Below are 18,008 nucleotides of genomic sequence, written 5' to 3'. Positions count from 1 at the left end.
AGCGCAACCCGCGATGGGGTTGTGAGAAAACCACGACTAACCCAGGGTAGGCGCTCCTGCGTCGCGCCAACCCTGGGCTTTGAGCCGGAATCCCTTTGGGATTCTAACATTTGGTCGAAGAACTTGTGGGTAATGCTTAGGTCGTGCCACCGCAGTCCATAGGGCGCTCATGCGCCTCCATGAGGTAGGGTAGCGCTTTGCCGAATCCCCAAACCGCTTGATCCTGTATCAGCTTCCCACTACAACAGCCGAGTGCTCGACATCACTTCAAAGCAGCCGGCCAGTCCGCCCCTGTGGTTTTTACTTCTGGTGGCGGCCTTGAACGGAGCGGCGATCCTCATTCTTCAGATCGTGGGCGGCAAGCTCTTGGCTCCGTATTTGGGATCTTCCCACTACGTTTGGACGGCGCAGATCCTGGTCACCATGGTCGCCTTGGTAGTGGGCTACGAGTTTGGGGGGAGAATGTCCGATCGCCAGCGATCGCTGACTTGGCTCTTCGGCAGCATGGGGGCGGCGGCCGTCTGGCTCGCCTTGGTCTTGCCATTCACCGAACCCATCGCCTTTTACGCCCTGCGGTGGAATCTGGCGGTTGCTTCCCTGGTGGCTGGCGGCGTGCTGTTTTTCGTTCCGCTGCTGTTGTTGGCCATCACCGGACCCTTTCTGCTGCGCAGCCTACCGGTTACGCCGAACAATGTGGGAAGCCAGGCGGGTTCGCTTTCCGCCGTGAGCACTTTGGGAAGCGTCGGCGGAGCCCTGCTGGCCGGCTTGGTTCTGGTGCCGAACCTTCAGAATGTCGTGGCGCTTCATCTGATTGCGTCGGGGCTGACCTTGCTCAGCGTCGCGTACTTCGCGGCGTGGAACCGTGGCGCGTTGCGGGTAGCGGGGGCCTTGGTGGTAGCGCTGGCGGTCTGCTGGGGCGGTGCGGTGGGAATCCGAGGCCAGACCCGATCGACTTTCAAACACTGGACGGAGCTTGAACGTCGGAATTCGCCCTTCGGGCTGATGCAGGTGATCCAGTCCAAAACCACTCCCCAGATAGCACTGCTCAACGACTTTTTGATGCAGAACTCCTGCGATGCCACCAATGGCCAAAGCCTGCTCGCTTTCAGCTACCTGGAGCACGGTCTGGCGCGCGCGTACCACACCAACATTACGTCCGTGCTGGTGGTTGGCATGGGGGTGGGATTTGTGCCGACAGCCTTTGCCAAAGACGGGGCCCAGGTGACTGCGGTGGAGATCAATCCGGAATATGTCGACCTGGGGCGAAAGCATTTTTTCCTGGATACCAACCTGTTCCAGATCGTGATCGGGGACGGACGCCACTTCCTGCATCGAACGACCAATCGCTACGATGCGGTGATCCTGGACGCGTTTTTGGGCGACTCCCCGCCATCACATCTCATGACCCGGGAAACCTTTGAATCGGTGCGGAGTGTGCTTACGGACGGAGGGGTGTTCCTGATGAATTCCTTTGGGGATTTCGAGTTGACCCCCGACGATTTTTTTCTGGCATCGATGGAGAAAACGCTCGGCTCGGTCTTTCGGAGCGTGCGCATGCATTCGACCAGCAATGGCAACGTGATCCTGGTGGCCTCGATGGCGGAGACCCTTCAGATGGTGCGGGCGCCGAGTCTGGCTCGAGTTCATCCCTTCAAAATGAAGGAAGTTCGCACGGGTTTTGACAGCCTGATTACCACCGACCCGAGCCATGGGATGATTCTGACCGATGACTTCAATCCGGTGGATGTCCGCGACGCCCGAAATCGGGAGCTGATCCGGCGTTCGATGGCGGAAGCGGTCAAGGGGTTCTAATCAAACGCGGCAGCCTGGGGGGCTGAGTCGCGAACCATCACGCCCCTTTGGAAGGACGGTAATTCTTTCTGATTGAATTCGCCCCCTCGAACCGAGGTCAGTATACCGCTATGCACCAACTCGTTAAAGCATCCCTCTCTCTAGGGTTAGGATTGTGGATCTCGCTTCCAGTCACGGCAGCTCCGTTCCAAAAAGTACCACAGGGGTTTTCGCAGGAAGTGGCAGTCCGGTGGAAACCGGAGCAGGGCGCTCCAGCGGGTTCGGTGCAGCTCGTGGAGACGACTTCCGAGGGCGTGGTCCGAGCCTTCAGCGAAGGAAAGTGGCAGGCTTTGAGTTCCGGTCGATGGCAGGAAATGGAGGCCTTGGCCAATCGCGACGGTCAGAGATTTGCTTTTCCCGGGCGAGCGGGGGAGCGGATCGAGGTGGGGGTACCCTGGAAATCCGTCCTTCAGGTGCTCAGGCGTGACACCGGGGTTTGGGTTCTGACGGAAACGACCCTCGTCGCAGCTAACTCGGGCCAATCCTTGGGCGGTCTCACGGGCCGCCTGCGGCAGGCGGCTTTGTCTCCCGAGGGAGTGCTTCATGTGGCCGGCAGCGATGGTCTGTATCGCCAGAAAGGCGACAGTTGGGAGCTGGTTCCGGTTCGGGATGGTCTGGGTCGAGCGTGGGCCGTAGAAGACGTGCGCGGGGTGACCTTCGATTCAGACGGCGCACTCTGGGTGGCCAGTCCGGCGGGGGTGGCCAGCCGGGGACCGCGGGGATGGACTTTCTTCGAAGGGAAGGATGGATTGCCATATAACGATTTCACGGGTGCTTTCGCTGGCCCGGGGGGTGAGGTCTGGTTCGCCACCCGGCTGGGAGCGATTCGGTATCGGAAGGGAGATTGGGCTTATCGGCAAGGTCCCCGCTGGATGCCCGCTGATGCGATCACGCAGATCAGTTTGGACTCCGCCGGCAACGCCTGGTTTGCGACGGCTGCTGGGGTGGGAGGAATCGAAAGGCGGCCGATGACTCTGCATGCCAAGGCGAAGATCTACGAGCAGGAGATCCAGGATTTCATCAAGCGAACCCCGTTCGGATATGTATCGGAGGCCTCGCTGCCCAATCCGGCGGATAAGTCAACGGCGCGCCTGGATGACAGCGACAACGACGGCCTCTGGACATCGATGTATGGTGCTGGGGAATGCTTCGGCTATGCCGCAACGCGGGAGCCGGAGCTGAAACAGCGGGCCAAACAGGCATTCGAGGCGCTGCGTTTTCTTCAGAAAGTGACACAAGGTGGGGCGCACGCACCGCCGCCGGGATACATCGCCCGAACCATTCGTTCCGTCGACTTGCCCGATCCCAACATCGGCCGGCTCGAAGGAGATCTGCGCGAGCAGAAGAACGACAGCCTGTGGAAGTCCTATGAGCCCCGGTGGCCGAAGAGCGCGGATGGCAAGTGGTACTGGAAGAGCGACACGAGTTCCGATGAGCTGGATGGGCACTTTTTCTTCTACCCGCTGTATTACGAATTTTGTGCGGAGGATGAGACCGAGAAGGAACGGGTTCGCGATGTCGTTCGTGGGATCACGGACCATCTCATGCAGCATCAGTACCTGCTCATGGAGCATGACGGAAAACCGACCCGCTGGGGCATCTACGGACCTCAGTATCTCAACCGAGATCCTTTTTGGTGGCCGGAGCGCGGGTTGAACAGCTTGAGCATGCTCGCTTATTTGACCGTGGCGGAATATGTCACTGGGGAAGCGCGCTACGGGGCGGCGATCCAGGAATTGGTGGATCGACATGGATATGCCCACAATGCGATGTACGCCAAGGTTCAACATGGTCCCGGATCTGGGAACCAGTCCGACGATGAGATGGCGGTCATGGGCTATTACATGCTCTTGCGCTATTCCAAGAATGAACCTCTCAAGCGTCAGATTCGGTATTCCTTCTTTCGTTACTGGGCCAATGAGGCTCCGGAGCTGAATCCGTTCTTCAACTATGCCTACGCCGCCCATGGAATGGGCCACACCACCACCAACCCGTTTGGCACCTACTCCATCGATCCGTGGAAAGGCTGGGACACGGACTCGATGGCCACGCTCCAAGGGTTTCCTTTGGATCGGCTGGGATGGGCCCATCGCAACAGTCATCGCTTGGACTTGGTCGTGTTGGGCCCTCAACAAGGAACGGACCTCTACTCGAAGGACCGCCGCCAGCGAGGTCATCGCGTGAATGGCAAGGTGTTGCCCGTAGAGAATCGCCACTTCAACCATTGGAACACCGATCCCTGGACATTGGACTACGGTGGCGATGGACGTGAACTCGCATCAGGCACCGTATTTCTGCTGCCATACTACATGGGCCTGTACCATGGCTTTGTAGAGAAGCCATGAGGTGTTCTGACGGCCCGGGCTACCCGTTCCGATGCGTAGGCACAGGACGCCCAGGGCGGAAATGCTCCAGGTGATCCGTAGTGACCTGCAGCTTGGGATGGGAGTCGCGGACCTCGTCCAAGGCGGCCTGCACTGCGCTCTGGAGCAACTCGGGACTGCCCTCAGCGCGTAGATTCAGAATGACCTCGGCCGCCTCCATGGGATCGGCTGCCTGCTGGGACAGCTCGGGGACGAAGTCATTTCGGACCAAGTTGACGACCGCGATGTCGCCAAGACCACCGACCGCATCCAGCGTCATTTTCAGGTGAGCGATCTCGGCTCCCTGTCTGGCTAGCTGGGCCTGTAAGGCCGAGGTGTAGCTCCTCAGAAATTCGTTGCCGTCAAAGGGCTCGGCGGCCGAGAGGTGGAGCGTCGCGTTCAGCCAGCCCAGCAGTGCCTCACCCTCCGCGTAAATGTCATAATCGATCGACAGGCGGGGCCTGGGTTTCTGTGTCTCCGAGGTCAGCTCGGAGAACCAGGCATCAACTCCCTCGCCGGTACGGGCCGACAGGCACAGAACGCGTTTCTCGGGATAGTTCGCACCGAGTTCGGTCAGTAGAACCTCCCGCCGTTCAGGAGTGAGCAGGTCGATTTTGTTGATGGCGAGTAGGTCCGCCTCCTCAAGCTGCTTTCGATAGATGTAGGCGACCTTCTCTGAGAAACGGCCTCCGGGTTCCTTGCCAAACAGCCGCAGCGCCCGCACCGGATCCAACAGCACGGTGAGCGGGGCGATGGAAAAATTGTCGCCGTAAAGGCGTCGGAGGGGGTATGTCACCGTGGCCACCAAGTCCGTGCAACTGCCCACTGGCTCCGCGATGAAGACATCGGGTCGATGGTGCTGGGATAGGTTTCGGGCGGCGTCGGTTAAGCTGTTGAACCGGCAGCAGAAGCATCCGCCGGCGATTTCTTCCACCGGAAAGCCATGGGAGGTCAGGAGATTCGTGTCCACCAGATGAGACCCCTGATCGTTGGTGATGAGGCCAACCCTGAGGCGTTGCCCGTGCAAGTGCCGAGCGAGGCGGAGGACTGCGGTGGTTTTCCCGGCCCCCAGAAAGCCTCCGATCATGATGTAACGGGCTTTGATGGCTGCGGAGGGCGGTGGCGCGGTGATCCTGGATGAACTCATACAATTTCCTCCCCCGACTGTTTTTCGAGTATTTTATCGATGGTCTTGTCCAACAGGGCCACGTAGGCGTGAACATCGAAGCACCGAGGGTCGGGAGTTCCTTGGACTTCGTAAAGCCACCCCTGAGCGAAGGGGTCCCTCCCCAACAGCTCAAGATCATCCTTGAGTTGGGGGTTACCGCCGCGGAAGGCTCCATCGGCCGTGCAGTAGAGGTCGGAGATGGCTTTGAACCCTTCCACCCACCCGATGATCTGACCACTCGTCACCGGGGAATTAACCCCGGGTTCGAATCCATGATCCACCAGTTCGCCGAGCATGCGGGTGGCGAACTTAGTCAACCCAACCCGCAGAATGCCGCCTGGCTGCCGCGAAATCCAGGCGTGCGACGGCGTATACTGGTAGTCTATTGGCAAATGGGCCACAAAATGCGACTTCTTGTAAAAAAGGGTGGCGGGCCTATGCTGTTCCATGAATCGCAGGCCAACCTAGCCGGACGTCGGGTGCCTGGCAAGGCATGTTGCCGGGTGAAACGTGGCCTGAAACTTTCTTCGTGAGAAGTTGGCGCTCTAGCACCGGCAAAATATGCCGCTCTATCCAGGTGGGGGAGCTGCGTCACAAAAAGCTCTTGTTATTCAGCAGCTTTCTGCGAGTTTTTGGGGAGTCAGACCGCCTTCGCGGCTGGCTCCCATTTGGGTAAGTGAGTGAGCGCCTCTGTTTCAAGAGTCAGCTGGCCGACAGTGCACGAAGACAATCCAGTTGCTGAATGAGAGTTCAGAGAGAAATCGAATCCCGATGTTCGGGGTTCGTCGAATGGTGTAGACAAATCATTGATTGAGGAAAATAGAGTGATAACGCGAATGTTTCCCCGGATTCCTTGGAAAGACGTCTGTTGGACCAACAGCACCTTTCTAATTTCCACCCTAGTGTTAACCCTCACCGCGGTGCCCTGGTATCTCTGGCGCTTCGGATTGAGCTGGTTTCAGGGCATCCTGTTTTTGCTGTTCTTCATTGCCACTGGTTTGAGCATCACGTTGGGCTATCATCGGTTGTTCTCCCACTTCAGTTTTCGTGCGTCCTGGCCGGTGAAGCTATTCACTCTGCTCTTCGGAGCGGCCGCGTTTGAGAACTCGGCTTTGTCCTGGTCGGCCGACCATCGTCGGCATCATAAATTTGTGGACGACGAGGGTGATCCCTACAACATCAACAAGGGCTTCTTCCATGCCCACATGGGTTGGATCATGTTCAAGGTTCGCACCGCCACCGTCGAAAACGTGCCTGATTTGTTGCGCGATCGATTGGTGATGTGGCAGCACAATAACTATGTGAGCATTGCGGTGGGAGTCAGCTTCTTGTTACCCGCCTTGATCGGTTACGCCTGGGGCGGCTGGCAGGTGGCGCTTGGGTCCCTCCTCATCGCGGGCGTGGCTCGGGTTGTCTTTGTGCAACACATGACCTTTTTCATCAACTCGCTGTGTCACACCCTGGGAAACAGGCCCTATTCCAGTCGTTGCACCGCCCGCGACAGCGCCCTGATGGCCGTGTTTACGTTCGGTGAGGGATATCACAATTTCCATCACGAGTTCCAATACGACTACCGCAACGGGGTCAAACCCTGGCAATTCGATCCCACCAAGTGGAGCATCTGGCTCCTGGAGAAAGTGGGCCTGGCAGCGCAGTTGAGGCGCGTTCCGACCGAGCGCATCATGCTGGCGGAAATCGCGGAGAAGCAACGTCAGATGGATCAGCGTCTGGCCGAGGGTAAATTCACCCTGCCGGCACAGTGGGGTGTTCGACTGCAAACCGCGCAGCAGCAATTGCATCACGCGGTGGAAATCTGGGAACAGAAGAAGACGGAATACACCCGTTGTATGGAGCAAAAGTGGGAGGAGTCACGGCAGAAGGTGGCGGCGCTGAAGCAAGAGATGGAGCTGGCCAGCGAACGCCTTCGAACCGCCATCGAGCATTGGCAGGAAGAGCACCGGTTGGCTCAGGCAGCTTTGGTGTAGCTTTGTGCGCCTCTAGCAGCCTGTCGGACTTGCCCCCCACCGGACATGGGTCCGGCTTTGAGCGTCATTTGTGCCAAAGAATGACGCAGGTTTTCGGATTGCATTCAGCGGTCTCACTCGGGTATTGGTCTCGGCCTTACATCATTAACTGAAACTGTATGGCCCAAACCATTTTTCATCCCAGTGTGGAAGGCGCTCAACACGGCGCCAAGAGTCTTGCTGACTTTCTCGCTTACGCGAAGAAATCCGGAGCCGCGGGGGCCCAGCCCTCGAACTACATGCTCCAGAGCCCCAAGGGGGGCTTTCAGTCGGCGAAAGAGATCCGTAACGCCTTTGCCAAGGCCAAGCTGAGCTTGGACGGTGTTTCGGCCCACTGCGCATTCTGGGTCCATACGACGGCCTGGACTGGCTCTCCCACCATCCGCCCGTTCATCCCGGCAGATGTCGCCAAAAAATCGCCCGAAGCCATTGAGTCCTGGGCTGAGGACTACACTCTGCGGCTGCTCGATCTGTGCGCGGAGCTTGGTGTCAAAATCGTCCCGATGTTTTGGGGCGTGGCTCACGGATGGGAGACTGCCACGGGGTATCCCTGGGGTTTCTTCGCCGGGCCGGGTTATGATCTGGTTCAGGAGGGCAATGACCGGTTCGTCAAAAAGACCGCCAAGCTGCGTCGCCATGCCAACTCTCTCGGAATCTATCTGGCTCATGAGATTCACCCGGGAACTGCCGCGATGTGCGCCGATGACTTCAACTCGCTCGTTCGCGCGTGCGATGGCGACAAGTGCCTGGGTGTGAACGCCGATCCGTCACATTGCTGGGAGGGTGAAGATTGGGAAACCCGCTTCCGCAAGGTGGCGGACCGAATCTACGCGTGTCACGTGAAGAATTTCGTCATCCGCAAAGGAGTGCCGCTGCGCGCCATGGAACCCAGCTGGCCGAAGCGGGCAATGCAGTTTGTGGACATTCCGAGCGGCGATCTCAACATGGTTCGCTATGTCGAGATGCTGATCGATGTCGGCTATCCGCAGCGCTATTGCCAGATCAACGGCAAGAAATCGGCTCCGTTGATCGTTGAAGCGGAAAGCGCCTATCGCGATCTGGACGCCACCAGCGCCAACGGTATCCAATACGTCCGCGATCACCTGTGCTTCCCCGTAGCTGCTGGTTCGTTCGAAGACGGCATGGGGGCCTAATCCGAGGCCTTCCCGACTTTTTCGTTAATCTCAACCCTCTATCTGCCCGAGTGCGGATAGAGGGTTTCTCTTGCCCACTAAAACTCCAGAACGGGCCGTCGGAAACAGGAACAGGGACATCTTGCCCACGGACGACGCGGACCACACGGACGTGAGGAGTCATTTGCTCAAGCCGAACCGATTGAAGTTACTGTTAGGCGGCCCCGAGGACTCCTTACGTCGTCCCCTACATCCCGATTCTAGGAAACGAGGCCCGGTTCGTGGAGAGCCGTTAGCCCTGCTCGATTAGGTCAGGCTTCGGTCAGGAGATTGATCCCAGGAGCGGCTTCGATCCGCGCTCGCTCGTTGCGGGCTTCGAGGGCTGCCTTCTCTTCCTGAAGCTTCATCCCGCGCGATCCGACAGCCAAGCACGCCACCCCGGCGATGCTGAGCCCGGCACCGATATCCACTAAGAACCGACGGAACTGCTTCACGGAGTTAAAATGCTCCAGAATGAAATGTGCGAACGCTTCGGGCGGGGGACCCACGGAGCGAGGTCGATGGAGCTCCGTTTCGCTCTTGGACAACCCCACCACGACCAGGGGTAGACCGTGGAGAAACAACCAAGCGCCGAGGAGAAAAACATAGGCCGAGCGCCTGTTCGTCCCGGAATCGTCGCGCGGAGGGATCGGCTCTCGAAGAGCTCGCACGGTGAAGGTCGGAGTGGCCAGGTGTCGATCCCTTAGTTCGCGCAGCCAAGGTTCCAACTGCGTGTCCTTTTCCAGAATGATGATCCAAGGCTTAAACAATGGTTTGCCCTGACTGTCCAGACGACCATGAAGCCAGACTTTAACCAAGCTCTCGTCCGGTGAAACGGGTTCCAAGATCACTCGAGAGAGCTGTCGCCATGGCACAACTTGTCCCCTCCGATTTAAGAGCCGGAACCCGTCCCCATCTGATTCCAACGTGGGTTTGGAAAAACGGTTGATTATCCAGATCAGGAACGTCAGCCACAGCGTGAGCCCGATCCACAGTCCTCCTATTTCAAGCAGAATGCGGGCGGCCGAATAAGGCTGATTTCCTTCGATCCAGCGCATCACGTTCTTGAGTAGGGGAATCTCGGCGACGCTGATCAGACTCAACACGAGCAAGGGACCGGCGTCTTTAACCAGTCGACAGACATGTCTCCGCGTGACGGGACACGCCTTCCGGTAGCGCCGAGTGGCTTGCGCGGTTTGTTGCAGCGTCATGTAGCTTTCTTGAGGAACGCGAGGATGGCGAAGACGAGGAAAACGAGGAAGCAAAGCTTCGCAATCCAGGCTGCCGTGCCTGCGATTCCTCCGAAGCCCAGTACACCCGCCACGATCGCGACCAGCAAGAACACCAAAGCGTAGCGGAGCATAGAAAGGTGGAGTGGAATGACTCGGTTGAAAGCAACTATTACCTCTCCTGCACCCGGTGCAAGTTGGAAGTGGGTATGAGTATTACCGGGTGAGGCGGGGAGCGATCTGACCCTGGCCCCACTGACTGCTGGGCGCATGATCGCTCCGGGGTATGGAGTTCCTGCTTCAGCAGGTCTCCGCGCGCAAGGTCACGTCGGTACCCCCTCCGCCTAAAGCCCAATCCATGCAGTCGTCTCCTTGATCTCGATTTCCGCTTCTCAAGTTCGGTCGATTGTTGCAACGTCCACCCTTATGCCCGGACTCCCTCACTACTGCTCCGTAGGCTGGCTCTTGTTGATGGCGCTTGCTGGTCCGATGGTCGCCGCCCAGTCCCCCGCCTGGGTGGTGGACGGAGCAGTGCGCCGGGTTTCAGTGACTCCCGACCAGCCCGGCGTTCCAGGGTTCGAGGTGCTTGGCTCTGATCGCACGGGGGTGAACTTCACGAATCGATTGGCTGATCTGTCCGCAGGCTACAACCAAGTTCGAATGAATGGGTCCGGGGTTGCCTTGGGCGATATCGATGGTGATGGCTGGTGTGATGTCTACCTGTGCGGTTTGGAGTCGCCCAACCGGCTTTTCCGCAACTTGAGCGACTGGCGATTCGCCGACATCACTCATGAATCCGGAGTGGAGTGCCTGGGACAGTATTCCACAGGCGCCGCATTCGCGGACTTCGACGGCGACGGCGACCTCGATCTCCTGGTCAACAGCATCGAGCAAGGCACCCGGCTCTTCTTCAACAACGGCAAGGGAAGCTTTACCGAGAAGTCCCCGCCTGTCATGCGTCGTCCTTCGGGCAGCATGTCAGCGGCAATCGGGGATCTAGACGGCGATTCGGATCTCGATCTGTATGTGGTCAATTATCGCACCAATACCATTCGCAGTACGGGTTTCAGTATGATCGTAAGTGGCAAGGGGCAGATTCGACCCGAATACCGAGGTCAATATGAAGTGTCGCCCGAGGGGAGACTCTTGGAAAATGGAGAACCGGATGCCTTCTATCTGAACGATGGCCAGGGGAACTTCGAGCTGGTTTCGTGGACGGATGGACGGTTCGTGGATGAGGATGGACGGGCGTTGGCGGCCCCGCCACGGGACTGGGGCCTGTCGGCCTTTATCCATGACTTTGACGAGGATGGCACACCGGATTTGTACGTGTGCAACGACTTTTGGAGTCCGGATCGACTCTGGTTGAATGACGGCACAGGGAGGTTTCGGGCGGCTCCGCGCTTGATGCTCCGTCACACGAGCAATTACTCCATGGGGATTGATGTGGCCGACATCGATCGCGACGGACGGGATGATTTCCTCGTGTTGGATATGCTGAGCATCGATCCACGGCAGCGAGCCCGGCAACGCGCGGCACTGGGCCTTACCGCCAACGATCCCTACAAAATCGACTCTCGGCCGCAGATCGAACGCAATACTTTGTTCTGGAATCGGGGCGACGGCACCTATGCGGAAGTGGCTCAACAGGCCGGTTTACAGGCGTCGGGATGGTCGTGGGGCGCAGCGTTTCTGGATGTCGACCTGGACGGATACGAGGATCTGCTGATCACGAACGGTCATCTATTCGACATGCTCGACGACGATATTGGCTTGCGGATGGCTGCTGCACCTCGACGACCTCTGGCGGAGCGGTTGCTGGTCGCCCCTCGGCTGAATGTGCCGAATGTGGCCTTCAGAAACCGGGGAGATCGCACCTTTGAGGAAGTAGGCTCTCGGTGGGGGTTTGACACGGTCGGGGTCTCGCATGGCTTGGCACTGGCTGATTTGGATCACGACGGAGACTTGGATGTGGTGATCAATCATCTCAACGCCCCGGCTGGCCTCTATCGGAACCGCGCCTCGGGCTCCCGGGTGGGAGTGCGGCTCCGGGGCAGCGCGCCCAACACCCAGGGTGTGGGCGCGAAGCTCACGCTCAGGGGAGGCAATATACCCCAGAGTCAGACGGTGATTTGCGGAGGACGTTATCTGTCGTCTGATGATGGGCTCCGAGTATTCGCCGCAGGAGCCTCATCGAATCAGTTCAGGTTGGAAATCCGTTGGCCAGACGGAGCAGTGAGCGTGACGGAGGGGTTGCGCGGGAATCACGTCTATGAGATTCAGGAGGCCTTGGTGGTTAAACAAAAGGAGCGTCCTCTCAGTGCGCCTCCGAATCCAGAGCCCTGGTTCGCGGATACTTCCAGCCTGTTGAACCATTCCCATCACGAGAATGCGTTCGATGACCTGGCACGCCAACCGGTGCTCTCGCGGCGTTTGGATACGTCTGGTCCCGGTGTAAGCTGGATTGATTGGGATGGCGATGGGTGGGATGACCTGTGGATCGCCGGTGCTGGGGGGGGCGCTCCCGGCCTGCTGCACAATAAAGGGCAGGCTGGCTTTGTGGCACTCACTCAGGCGGCTACCAGTCTCGCGGGGGGCACCGACCAGACGGGTTTAGTGGGGTGGCGCCCCAGCGATCCGGCGGGTTGCCTCTTGCTCGGCCTCTCACCCTACGAACGAAGCAGCAACGCCCCGAGTCATCTGTTCCAGTTCAATCCCAAACGAAGCACCCTGGAGGCAGTCCCTAACGGCGATGCCGCTGCGCCGGGACCGATGGCGATGGCTGATGTCAATGGCGACGGTCAACTGGATCTTTTCGTCGGCGGGGGCGCAATACCCGCGGAGTATCCACGCGCGGTCACTTCTCGTTTGATGTTCCGCGATGGAGCGAGCTGGCGTGCCGACACGAACTCGGTTGCGGGCTCAAGACCGGTGGGGATTGTCAACGGTGCCGTGTTCGGAGATCTCGATGGCGACGGAGACCCCGATCTCGTGCTGGCAGTGGAGTGGGGAACCATCCAGGTGTGGATGAACGAGGGGGGGCATCTCGTCCAGCGAACTCAGCAATGGGGACTCGATCGTTATGCGGGGTGGTGGAATGGTGTGACGACCGCAGACTTTGATGGAGACGGACGGCTGGACCTGGCGGCTTCTAACTGGGGACGCAATACCCCTTATCAACCGTTTGTGAGTTCAGGGATCCAGGTTTTTTACGGGGACATTTCGGGCCGTGGAGGGTTCGAGTCCTGGGAGTCGATCACCGATCCGGCGCGCAACACGCTGATGCCATGGCGAGATCGCAAAACGCTCTTTCGTGTGATGCCCTGGTTGCAGGAACGGTTTGCGTCGGCCGAGGCCTTTGCTCAAGCGACCCTGGCAGAGATCGCGGGTGAAGGATTGGCGCGGGCCCCGAAGGTTGGGGTGACTTGGCTCGACTCGACGGTTTTCCTCAATCGGGGAGATCATTTCGAAGCGGTCCGGTTGCCCTGGGAGGCGCAGACCGCTCCGGCCTTTGGAATTTGTGCCGCTGACTTTGATGGGGATGGAAACGATGACCTGTTTTTAGCGCAGAACTTCTTCGGTGTGGAAAGCACCGTGGCGCGCTACGACGGGGGGCGGGGGCTCATTCTCAAAGGCAATGGGTCTGGAGGTTTCTCCGCACTTACCTCGAGCGTCAGCGGGATCCGCGTGGACGGGGAGCAGCGCGGCGCTGCCATTTCGGACTATGACGCGGATGGGCGTCTCGATTTGGCTGTTGGCCAGAACAACGCGCCGGCCAGGCTGTTCCGGAATCGCGCCGGAAAGCCCGGGCTGCGGGTTCGTTTGGAGGGAAACCAAGACAATCCTCTGGGCTTTGGATGCTCGGTCCGACCGCGCTATGGAGAGCGGCTCGGCCCCATCCGAGAGCTGTGTGCCGGGTCGGGATTCCGGTCGATGGATAGTTCGGTCCTCGTGCTGGCTCGTCCGGGGCCAGAACCGCTGACCGGACTCCGGGTGCGGTGGCCTGGAAAGCCGGCACAGGATGTGATGATCCCCTCCGCTGCTGACGAAGTTGTGGTGGATTCTCGGGGAAGTGTCAAAGTGGTCCGTTAACGCGACGGTCGCAAGACTAGATCCAGGACTCTATAGGCCTCCTCGCGCACCTCGGGAGGAAATCGATGGGGTGAGTCAGGATGTTCGACTCGGATCGGGACCGCTCCCGGGAAGAGAGCGAAGACTTCATTGGCGGACTTTACGACGCGATCCACGCTTCGCCACCGAAAGTTCGAATCTCCGGTTGGTGCGTTGATAAAGATCCGTCGCGGCGCGATCGCCGCCAGCACCTCTGGAAAATCGAAGGGGAGCTCGTGCAACCGGCCATGATAACCGGCTAGCCGTGGCATGTACCGGGTTTGACACCACCCTCGTTCCGGCTGCCAGTTCGCAGGATCGCCGTCATAGTAATCGCGGTAGCTATCCAGGCCACAACTGGATACCACCGCTGCGATACGAGAATCGAACGCTGCTGTGTAGATTCCGTTGTGTCCGCCCAGGGAGTGTCCAATGCAACCGAATCGGTTGGTCTCGACGAACGGAAGCGTGCAGAGGAGATCCAGGCCTCGGCTATTGATCCAGATGGCCATCATGGTGCCACTGTCAAAACCGAGCTTTTTGACATCAGGCCAATAGTCAGCCAGCATGGGGTAGGGCGGGGCCAGGCACACATAGCCGCGTTTGACGAGTTCGACCGCGTATTCATCATCCGGGCTGTTTCCCAAGCCAACCACGACTTTCCGCCCTTCGGGATGCGTTTGATGCAGCGTCAGAACGCCTTGGGTCTTTCGCCCGTCCGTCAGCACGGACTTGGGAACCAGCAGGTAGGCGGGCACTCGGACGCCGGGCAGGATCTGATAGCTGATCTGACGTCGTACGTAGGTCCCTAAATGGGTCTCGGCTTCCTGAATGATTTCTAGTGGGCAGCGGTTGCTGTGTCCGGGGAAGGCCCCCATGATGGCCTGCATCGAGACGTGAATGGAAGTCCGTCGCGTTTCCCATTCGGCGGCGGTGCGGGCTTGGCGCACCTTCCCCTCGGGGCTCAGGTATTCGCTCACACGATCGCGACTGAGTTGAGCTTGCGAGGTCGATGATAGTCCGAGCAGCGCAACCAGCAAAAGGGATCCCAGCCCCAGGAGCCCGCGGCTCATGAGAGGCATCAGCCGCACGGAGGTTGAGACGCTCGGCGGTGTGCCCGTTCGATCGCGCTCAGGCCCGCGCAGGAGTGAGCATTCCCGGACCGGCAGAGCGCCCCCGGGCGAGATCGAGCGTTCTTCAGAGTCTGACGATGTCGCCCTGGGAGGGCAATTCGGCTTCCAGTCCATAGTGCTTCTTGAGGAGTTCCTTCAAGGGCTCACGTCCCTTGGCCTCACCATGGGTCAGGACCACTTGAGGCTTGGATGGCGCGAGAAAGCGGAACCATTTGAGCAGCTCTGTTTGTCCCGCATGAGCACTGAAACCGCCCAAGGTGCGGATTTGTGCCTTCACCGCGATGGTTTCGCCGAAGATGCGGACGTCCTTGTCGCCGTCGACCAGTTGACGTCCGAGCGTGCCCTGTCCTTGGAAGCCGACAATCATCACGATGGTTTCAGGACGGTAGAGTCCGTGTCGCAGGTGATGGAGAATCCGTCCCGCGTTGCACATGCCTGACCCAGCCATGATCACACAAGGTCCCGGAGCCTCATTCAGGGCCATGGAATCTTGGGCGGTCGGCGTCGGCTTGACGTGCGCATGGTGATGGGCGATGTCGCAGGCCCCGCGGAGAGCTTGGGTTTCCTCATCGAAGAGGTCCGGATGGCTTTGATAGATCTTCGAAGCCTCGATCGCCATGGGGCTGTCGATGTAGACGGGGAACGGCTTTACGGTGCCGGCGCAAAACAACTCGTCCAGATGGTAGAGGATCTGCTGGGTGCGCCCGACTGCGAACGCCGGAATGAGAATGCGCGATTTTTGGCGGACAGCCTGCTCCACGATGGCGCGAAATTCCGCCAGGGTTTCCTTCTGCGGCTTGTGATCGCGATCTCCATAGGTGGATTCCATGAACACCAGGTTCGCGCGCTTGAGCGGCTGTGCATCGCGGATGATGGCGAGACCGGAAGGTCCGATGTCTCCTGAGAAGACGACCACCTTGGATTTGCCTTCCTCCTGGACCGTCAACTCGATGCTGGCTGACCCCAGCATATGCCCGGCATCCACATACCGCGCGCTTATTCCGGGAGCGGCCTCGAACGACTCATCGAAGGGCACTTCACGGAACAGCTCGAGCACCCGATTGACGTCTTCCAGTCCGTAGAGCGGCATGAGCGGAGGTTCGCCCGCTCGCTCGCGCCTGCGGTTGGTGCGCTCCATGTCAGTGGCTTGCACCTTGGCTGAATCTCGCAAGATGAGGCCGGCCAAAGCGATGGTCGCTTTGGTGGCATAAAGCGGGCCGGCATACCCGCTTTTGCCCAGCAGGGGAAGGCGTCCGGTGTGATCCAGGTGCGCGTGAGTGACCAACACCGCATCCAGGCGGGTAGATTCCAGCCCGGAAGGCAGCACATTCTTCGCCTCCAGGCGCGAGCCCCCCTGGAACATCCCGAAGTCCACCAAGACACGGGCACGGTCGGTTTCGACGAGATACGCGGATCCGGTGACATCGCCGGCGGCACCGTGAAGTGTGATTTTCATTCGATAGGTCTCTGACTGGTCAAGATACTGCCTGATTTCTAGCTGCGCTATGGCACTACTCGGCCTTTTGCCGCCCAGGCTGATACACCTGATCCTGGGGCTGAGCAGGCAACCTATCAAGAAATGGCCGCAAGGCAATGCGCAGTTTTCAGCTGGAGAGCAACGGGTGTGATTCGAATCACGCCCGTTGCTCTCCGGCTGGGTGACCGATAGGCTCCACGCATGAAAACATCATGGATTGTGGCCGGACTAGGAACGTGGGTGCTCAGCTGTGGTGGGCTGGCCTCGGCGGCCGGCGCCGCCACGGCTATGCCGCTGGGAGTGAGCCTACGCGAGTTCGGCGTATTGGCTTCCAACTCGGCGGCCTCCAACAAGGTGGCCCTCCAGCGCGCGATTGATTGGGCTGCGCCCCGCGGTGCTGCTCTGTTTGTGGAGCCCAGCGACAGCCCCTATCCGGTGGAATCCGGCTTGCTGCTGCGCATGAACGTGTCGCTGGTGGGAGTCCATGGGCCGGTGGGCCGAGGAACACGGCACCCCGATCGGGCTCAGCCTGTTGGCAGCGTGTTTCAAATCGAGGATGACAGTTTCCCGTTCATCACCGTTGAAAGCGCCACCCAGCTTCGGGGCATCCAGTTTTGGTATCCTCGGCAGACGTTGGAGGACCCAGCCAAAGTGATCAAATATCCTCCGACGATCCAAGTAGCCCAGAAAAGATCGGCTCAAGGCGTGACCCTCTCGAGTCTGACATTCTACGGAGAGTATCTGGCGATGGACTTCAACGCCACCCGCACCCACCCCTGCGAGCAAATCCTCTTTGAGCACTGCTATGGCTATCCATTGAGCGGCGAATTCATTCGCATCGACTACTGCTACGACATCCCTCGGATTCTGCATTGTCATGTCAACCCGTCGAATCAGAGGTTCATCAAAGGCGGCTATAGCAGGTCGGTGGTAGATGCGGTGATTGCTGCTCGGACGTTCTCCTACGCCATCAACCACACGGACAACGCCGTCCTGCTGGACCTGTTCACCTTTGGGGTCTACGGCGGAGTTTACCTCGGCCCCGCCACCTACGGGCAGCTCTCCAGTTTTAACCTGGACTGTGTGACCATTGGCATCCACAAGGCGGGCGACAACACGTTTAATCGGAATTGGCAGATCGCTCAGGGATCCATCATTGCGAACGTCGGCGCGCAACTCGATCAAATTCACCCGATCGTGATCGAGGGGCAGGGACACACCTCGCTAGTCAATGTAGAGGGATTCTCCGGGCACAACCCTGCTTTGAGCACTTTGGGAAAATCGCAGGATTTCCTATTGGTGCGGGGGAATCAGAGCCTGACCGTGAGCCTGATCGGATGCCGGATGCGCAATTATGAATCGGTGGAGCCGATCACTCGCCTGAACACGAACTCAGTCATCCAAGCGACCGCGTGCGTTGATCAACACGAGAGCTTCTACAACCGATCTTGGCCGTGACCGCCAACGCGTCCACATAGGAC

The 18,008-nt window shown here is 59.2% G+C and carries 12 protein-coding genes; 6 read left to right on the top strand and 6 right to left on the bottom strand.

Features of this window, described 5'->3' with window-relative positions; genetic code table 11:
• Nucleotides 1-252: 252 nt before the first annotated feature.
• Together JNN07_21215 and JNN07_21210 are read left to right on the top strand one after the other, a co-directional pair.
• A complete protein-coding gene (locus JNN07_21215) occupies nucleotides 253-1,812 on the top strand; it encodes a fused MFS/spermidine synthase (protein MBL9170269.1) in 1,560 nt (519 codons plus the stop codon).
• A 110-nt stretch (nucleotides 1,813-1,922) separates the two neighbouring features.
• Nucleotides 1,923-4,196 carry a hypothetical protein gene (locus tag JNN07_21210; GenBank protein MBL9170268.1) on the top strand — a complete coding sequence of 758 codons (2,274 nt, stop codon included), beginning with the start codon at nucleotides 1,923-1,925 and terminating at the stop codon, nucleotides 4,194-4,196.
• Between the two features lie 19 nt (nucleotides 4,197-4,215).
• On the opposite strand, the gene JNN07_21205 is transcribed toward JNN07_21210, so the two are convergent.
• On the bottom strand, nucleotides 4,216-5,346 hold the full coding sequence (locus JNN07_21205; GenBank protein ID MBL9170267.1) for a cobalamin biosynthesis protein P47K: 1,131 nt from the start codon (nucleotides 5,344-5,346) through the stop codon (nucleotides 4,216-4,218).
• A gap of 11 nt (nucleotides 5,347-5,357) precedes the next feature.
• Nucleotides 5,358-5,831 carry a glycine cleavage system protein H gene (locus tag JNN07_21200; GenBank protein MBL9170266.1) on the bottom strand — a complete coding sequence of 158 codons (474 nt, stop codon included), beginning with the start codon at nucleotides 5,829-5,831 and terminating at the stop codon, nucleotides 5,358-5,360.
• 387 nt (nucleotides 5,832-6,218) lie between these two features.
• On the opposite strand from JNN07_21200, the gene JNN07_21195 reads away from it, so the two are divergent.
• Together JNN07_21195 and JNN07_21190 are read left to right on the top strand one after the other, a co-directional pair.
• The gene (locus JNN07_21195; GenBank protein MBL9170265.1) at nucleotides 6,219-7,367 is read left to right on the top strand and encodes a fatty acid desaturase; all 1,149 of its coding nucleotides are present in this window, start codon (nucleotides 6,219-6,221) and stop codon (nucleotides 7,365-7,367) included.
• A gap of 158 nt (nucleotides 7,368-7,525) precedes the next feature.
• Nucleotides 7,526-8,560, top strand: a complete 1,035-nt coding sequence (locus JNN07_21190) for a sugar phosphate isomerase/epimerase (protein MBL9170264.1) — start codon at nucleotides 7,526-7,528, stop codon at nucleotides 8,558-8,560.
• A 290-nt stretch (nucleotides 8,561-8,850) separates the two neighbouring features.
• Here the strand turns inward: JNN07_21190 and JNN07_21185 are convergent, their stop codons facing one another.
• The gene (locus JNN07_21185; protein MBL9170263.1) at nucleotides 8,851-9,789 is read right to left on the bottom strand and encodes a hypothetical protein; all 939 of its coding nucleotides are present in this window, start codon (nucleotides 9,787-9,789) and stop codon (nucleotides 8,851-8,853) included.
• Nucleotides 9,786-9,941: a DUF1328 domain-containing protein gene (locus JNN07_21180; GenBank protein ID MBL9170262.1), complete on the bottom strand. Its 156-nt coding sequence runs from the start codon at nucleotides 9,939-9,941 to the stop codon at nucleotides 9,786-9,788. The genes JNN07_21185 and JNN07_21180 overlap by 4 nt, the downstream gene beginning before the upstream one ends.
• A 292-nt stretch (nucleotides 9,942-10,233) precedes the next feature.
• On the opposite strand from JNN07_21180, the gene JNN07_21175 reads away from it, so the two are divergent.
• Complete coding sequence (locus JNN07_21175) at nucleotides 10,234-13,899, top strand: VCBS repeat-containing protein (GenBank protein ID MBL9170261.1); 3,666 nt, start codon at nucleotides 10,234-10,236, stop codon at nucleotides 13,897-13,899.
• On the opposite strand, the gene JNN07_21170 is transcribed toward JNN07_21175, so the two are convergent.
• Both JNN07_21170 and JNN07_21165 read right to left on the bottom strand, forming a co-directional pair.
• Nucleotides 13,896-14,990, bottom strand: a complete 1,095-nt coding sequence (locus JNN07_21170) for an alpha/beta hydrolase (protein ID MBL9170260.1) — start codon at nucleotides 14,988-14,990, stop codon at nucleotides 13,896-13,898. The two genes, JNN07_21175 and JNN07_21170, sit on opposite strands and share 4 nt — an antisense overlap.
• Before the next feature lie 124 nt (nucleotides 14,991-15,114).
• On the bottom strand, nucleotides 15,115-16,506 hold the full coding sequence (locus JNN07_21165) for an MBL fold metallo-hydrolase (GenBank protein MBL9170259.1): 1,392 nt from the start codon (nucleotides 16,504-16,506) through the stop codon (nucleotides 15,115-15,117).
• Nucleotides 16,507-16,728: 222 nt separating this feature from the next.
• Here JNN07_21165 and JNN07_21160 point away from each other — a divergent pair, with 222 nt between their 5' ends.
• On the top strand, nucleotides 16,729-17,985 hold the full coding sequence (locus tag JNN07_21160) for a hypothetical protein (GenBank protein ID MBL9170258.1): 1,257 nt from the start codon (nucleotides 16,729-16,731) through the stop codon (nucleotides 17,983-17,985).
• Nucleotides 17,986-18,008 lie beyond the last annotated feature (23 nt).

The organism is Verrucomicrobiales bacterium (assembly GCA_016793885.1).
Classification (GTDB): domain Bacteria; phylum Verrucomicrobiota; class Verrucomicrobiia; order Limisphaerales; family UBA11320; genus UBA11320.
The sequence above is the reverse complement of the archived record's forward strand: the minus strand, read 5'-3'. Positions and strand labels throughout refer to the sequence as shown.

Bases quoted from the DNA above. Each gene is read 5' to 3' on its own strand.
- JNN07_21160 (MBL9170258.1), top strand. From the start codon at position 16,729: ATGAAAACATCATGGATTGTGGCCGGACTAGGAACGTGGGTGCTCAGC.
- JNN07_21200 (MBL9170266.1), bottom strand. From the start codon at position 5,831: ATGGAACAGCATAGGCCCGCCACCCTTTTTTACAAGAAGTCGCATTTT.
- JNN07_21180 (MBL9170262.1), bottom strand. From the start codon at position 9,941: ATGCTCCGCTACGCTTTGGTGTTCTTGCTGGTCGCGATCGTGGCGGGT.
- JNN07_21190 (MBL9170264.1), top strand. From the start codon at position 7,526: ATGGCCCAAACCATTTTTCATCCCAGTGTGGAAGGCGCTCAACACGGC.
- JNN07_21165 (MBL9170259.1), bottom strand. From the start codon at position 16,506: ATGAAAATCACACTTCACGGTGCCGCCGGCGATGTCACCGGATCCGCG.
- JNN07_21185 (MBL9170263.1), bottom strand. From the start codon at position 9,789: ATGACGCTGCAACAAACCGCGCAAGCCACTCGGCGCTACCGGAAGGCG.
- JNN07_21170 (MBL9170260.1), bottom strand. From the start codon at position 14,990: ATGAGCCGCGGGCTCCTGGGGCTGGGATCCCTTTTGCTGGTTGCGCTG.
- JNN07_21175 (MBL9170261.1), top strand. From the start codon at position 10,234: ATGCCCGGACTCCCTCACTACTGCTCCGTAGGCTGGCTCTTGTTGATG.
- JNN07_21195 (MBL9170265.1), top strand. From the start codon at position 6,219: ATGTTTCCCCGGATTCCTTGGAAAGACGTCTGTTGGACCAACAGCACC.
- JNN07_21210 (MBL9170268.1), top strand. From the start codon at position 1,923: ATGCACCAACTCGTTAAAGCATCCCTCTCTCTAGGGTTAGGATTGTGG.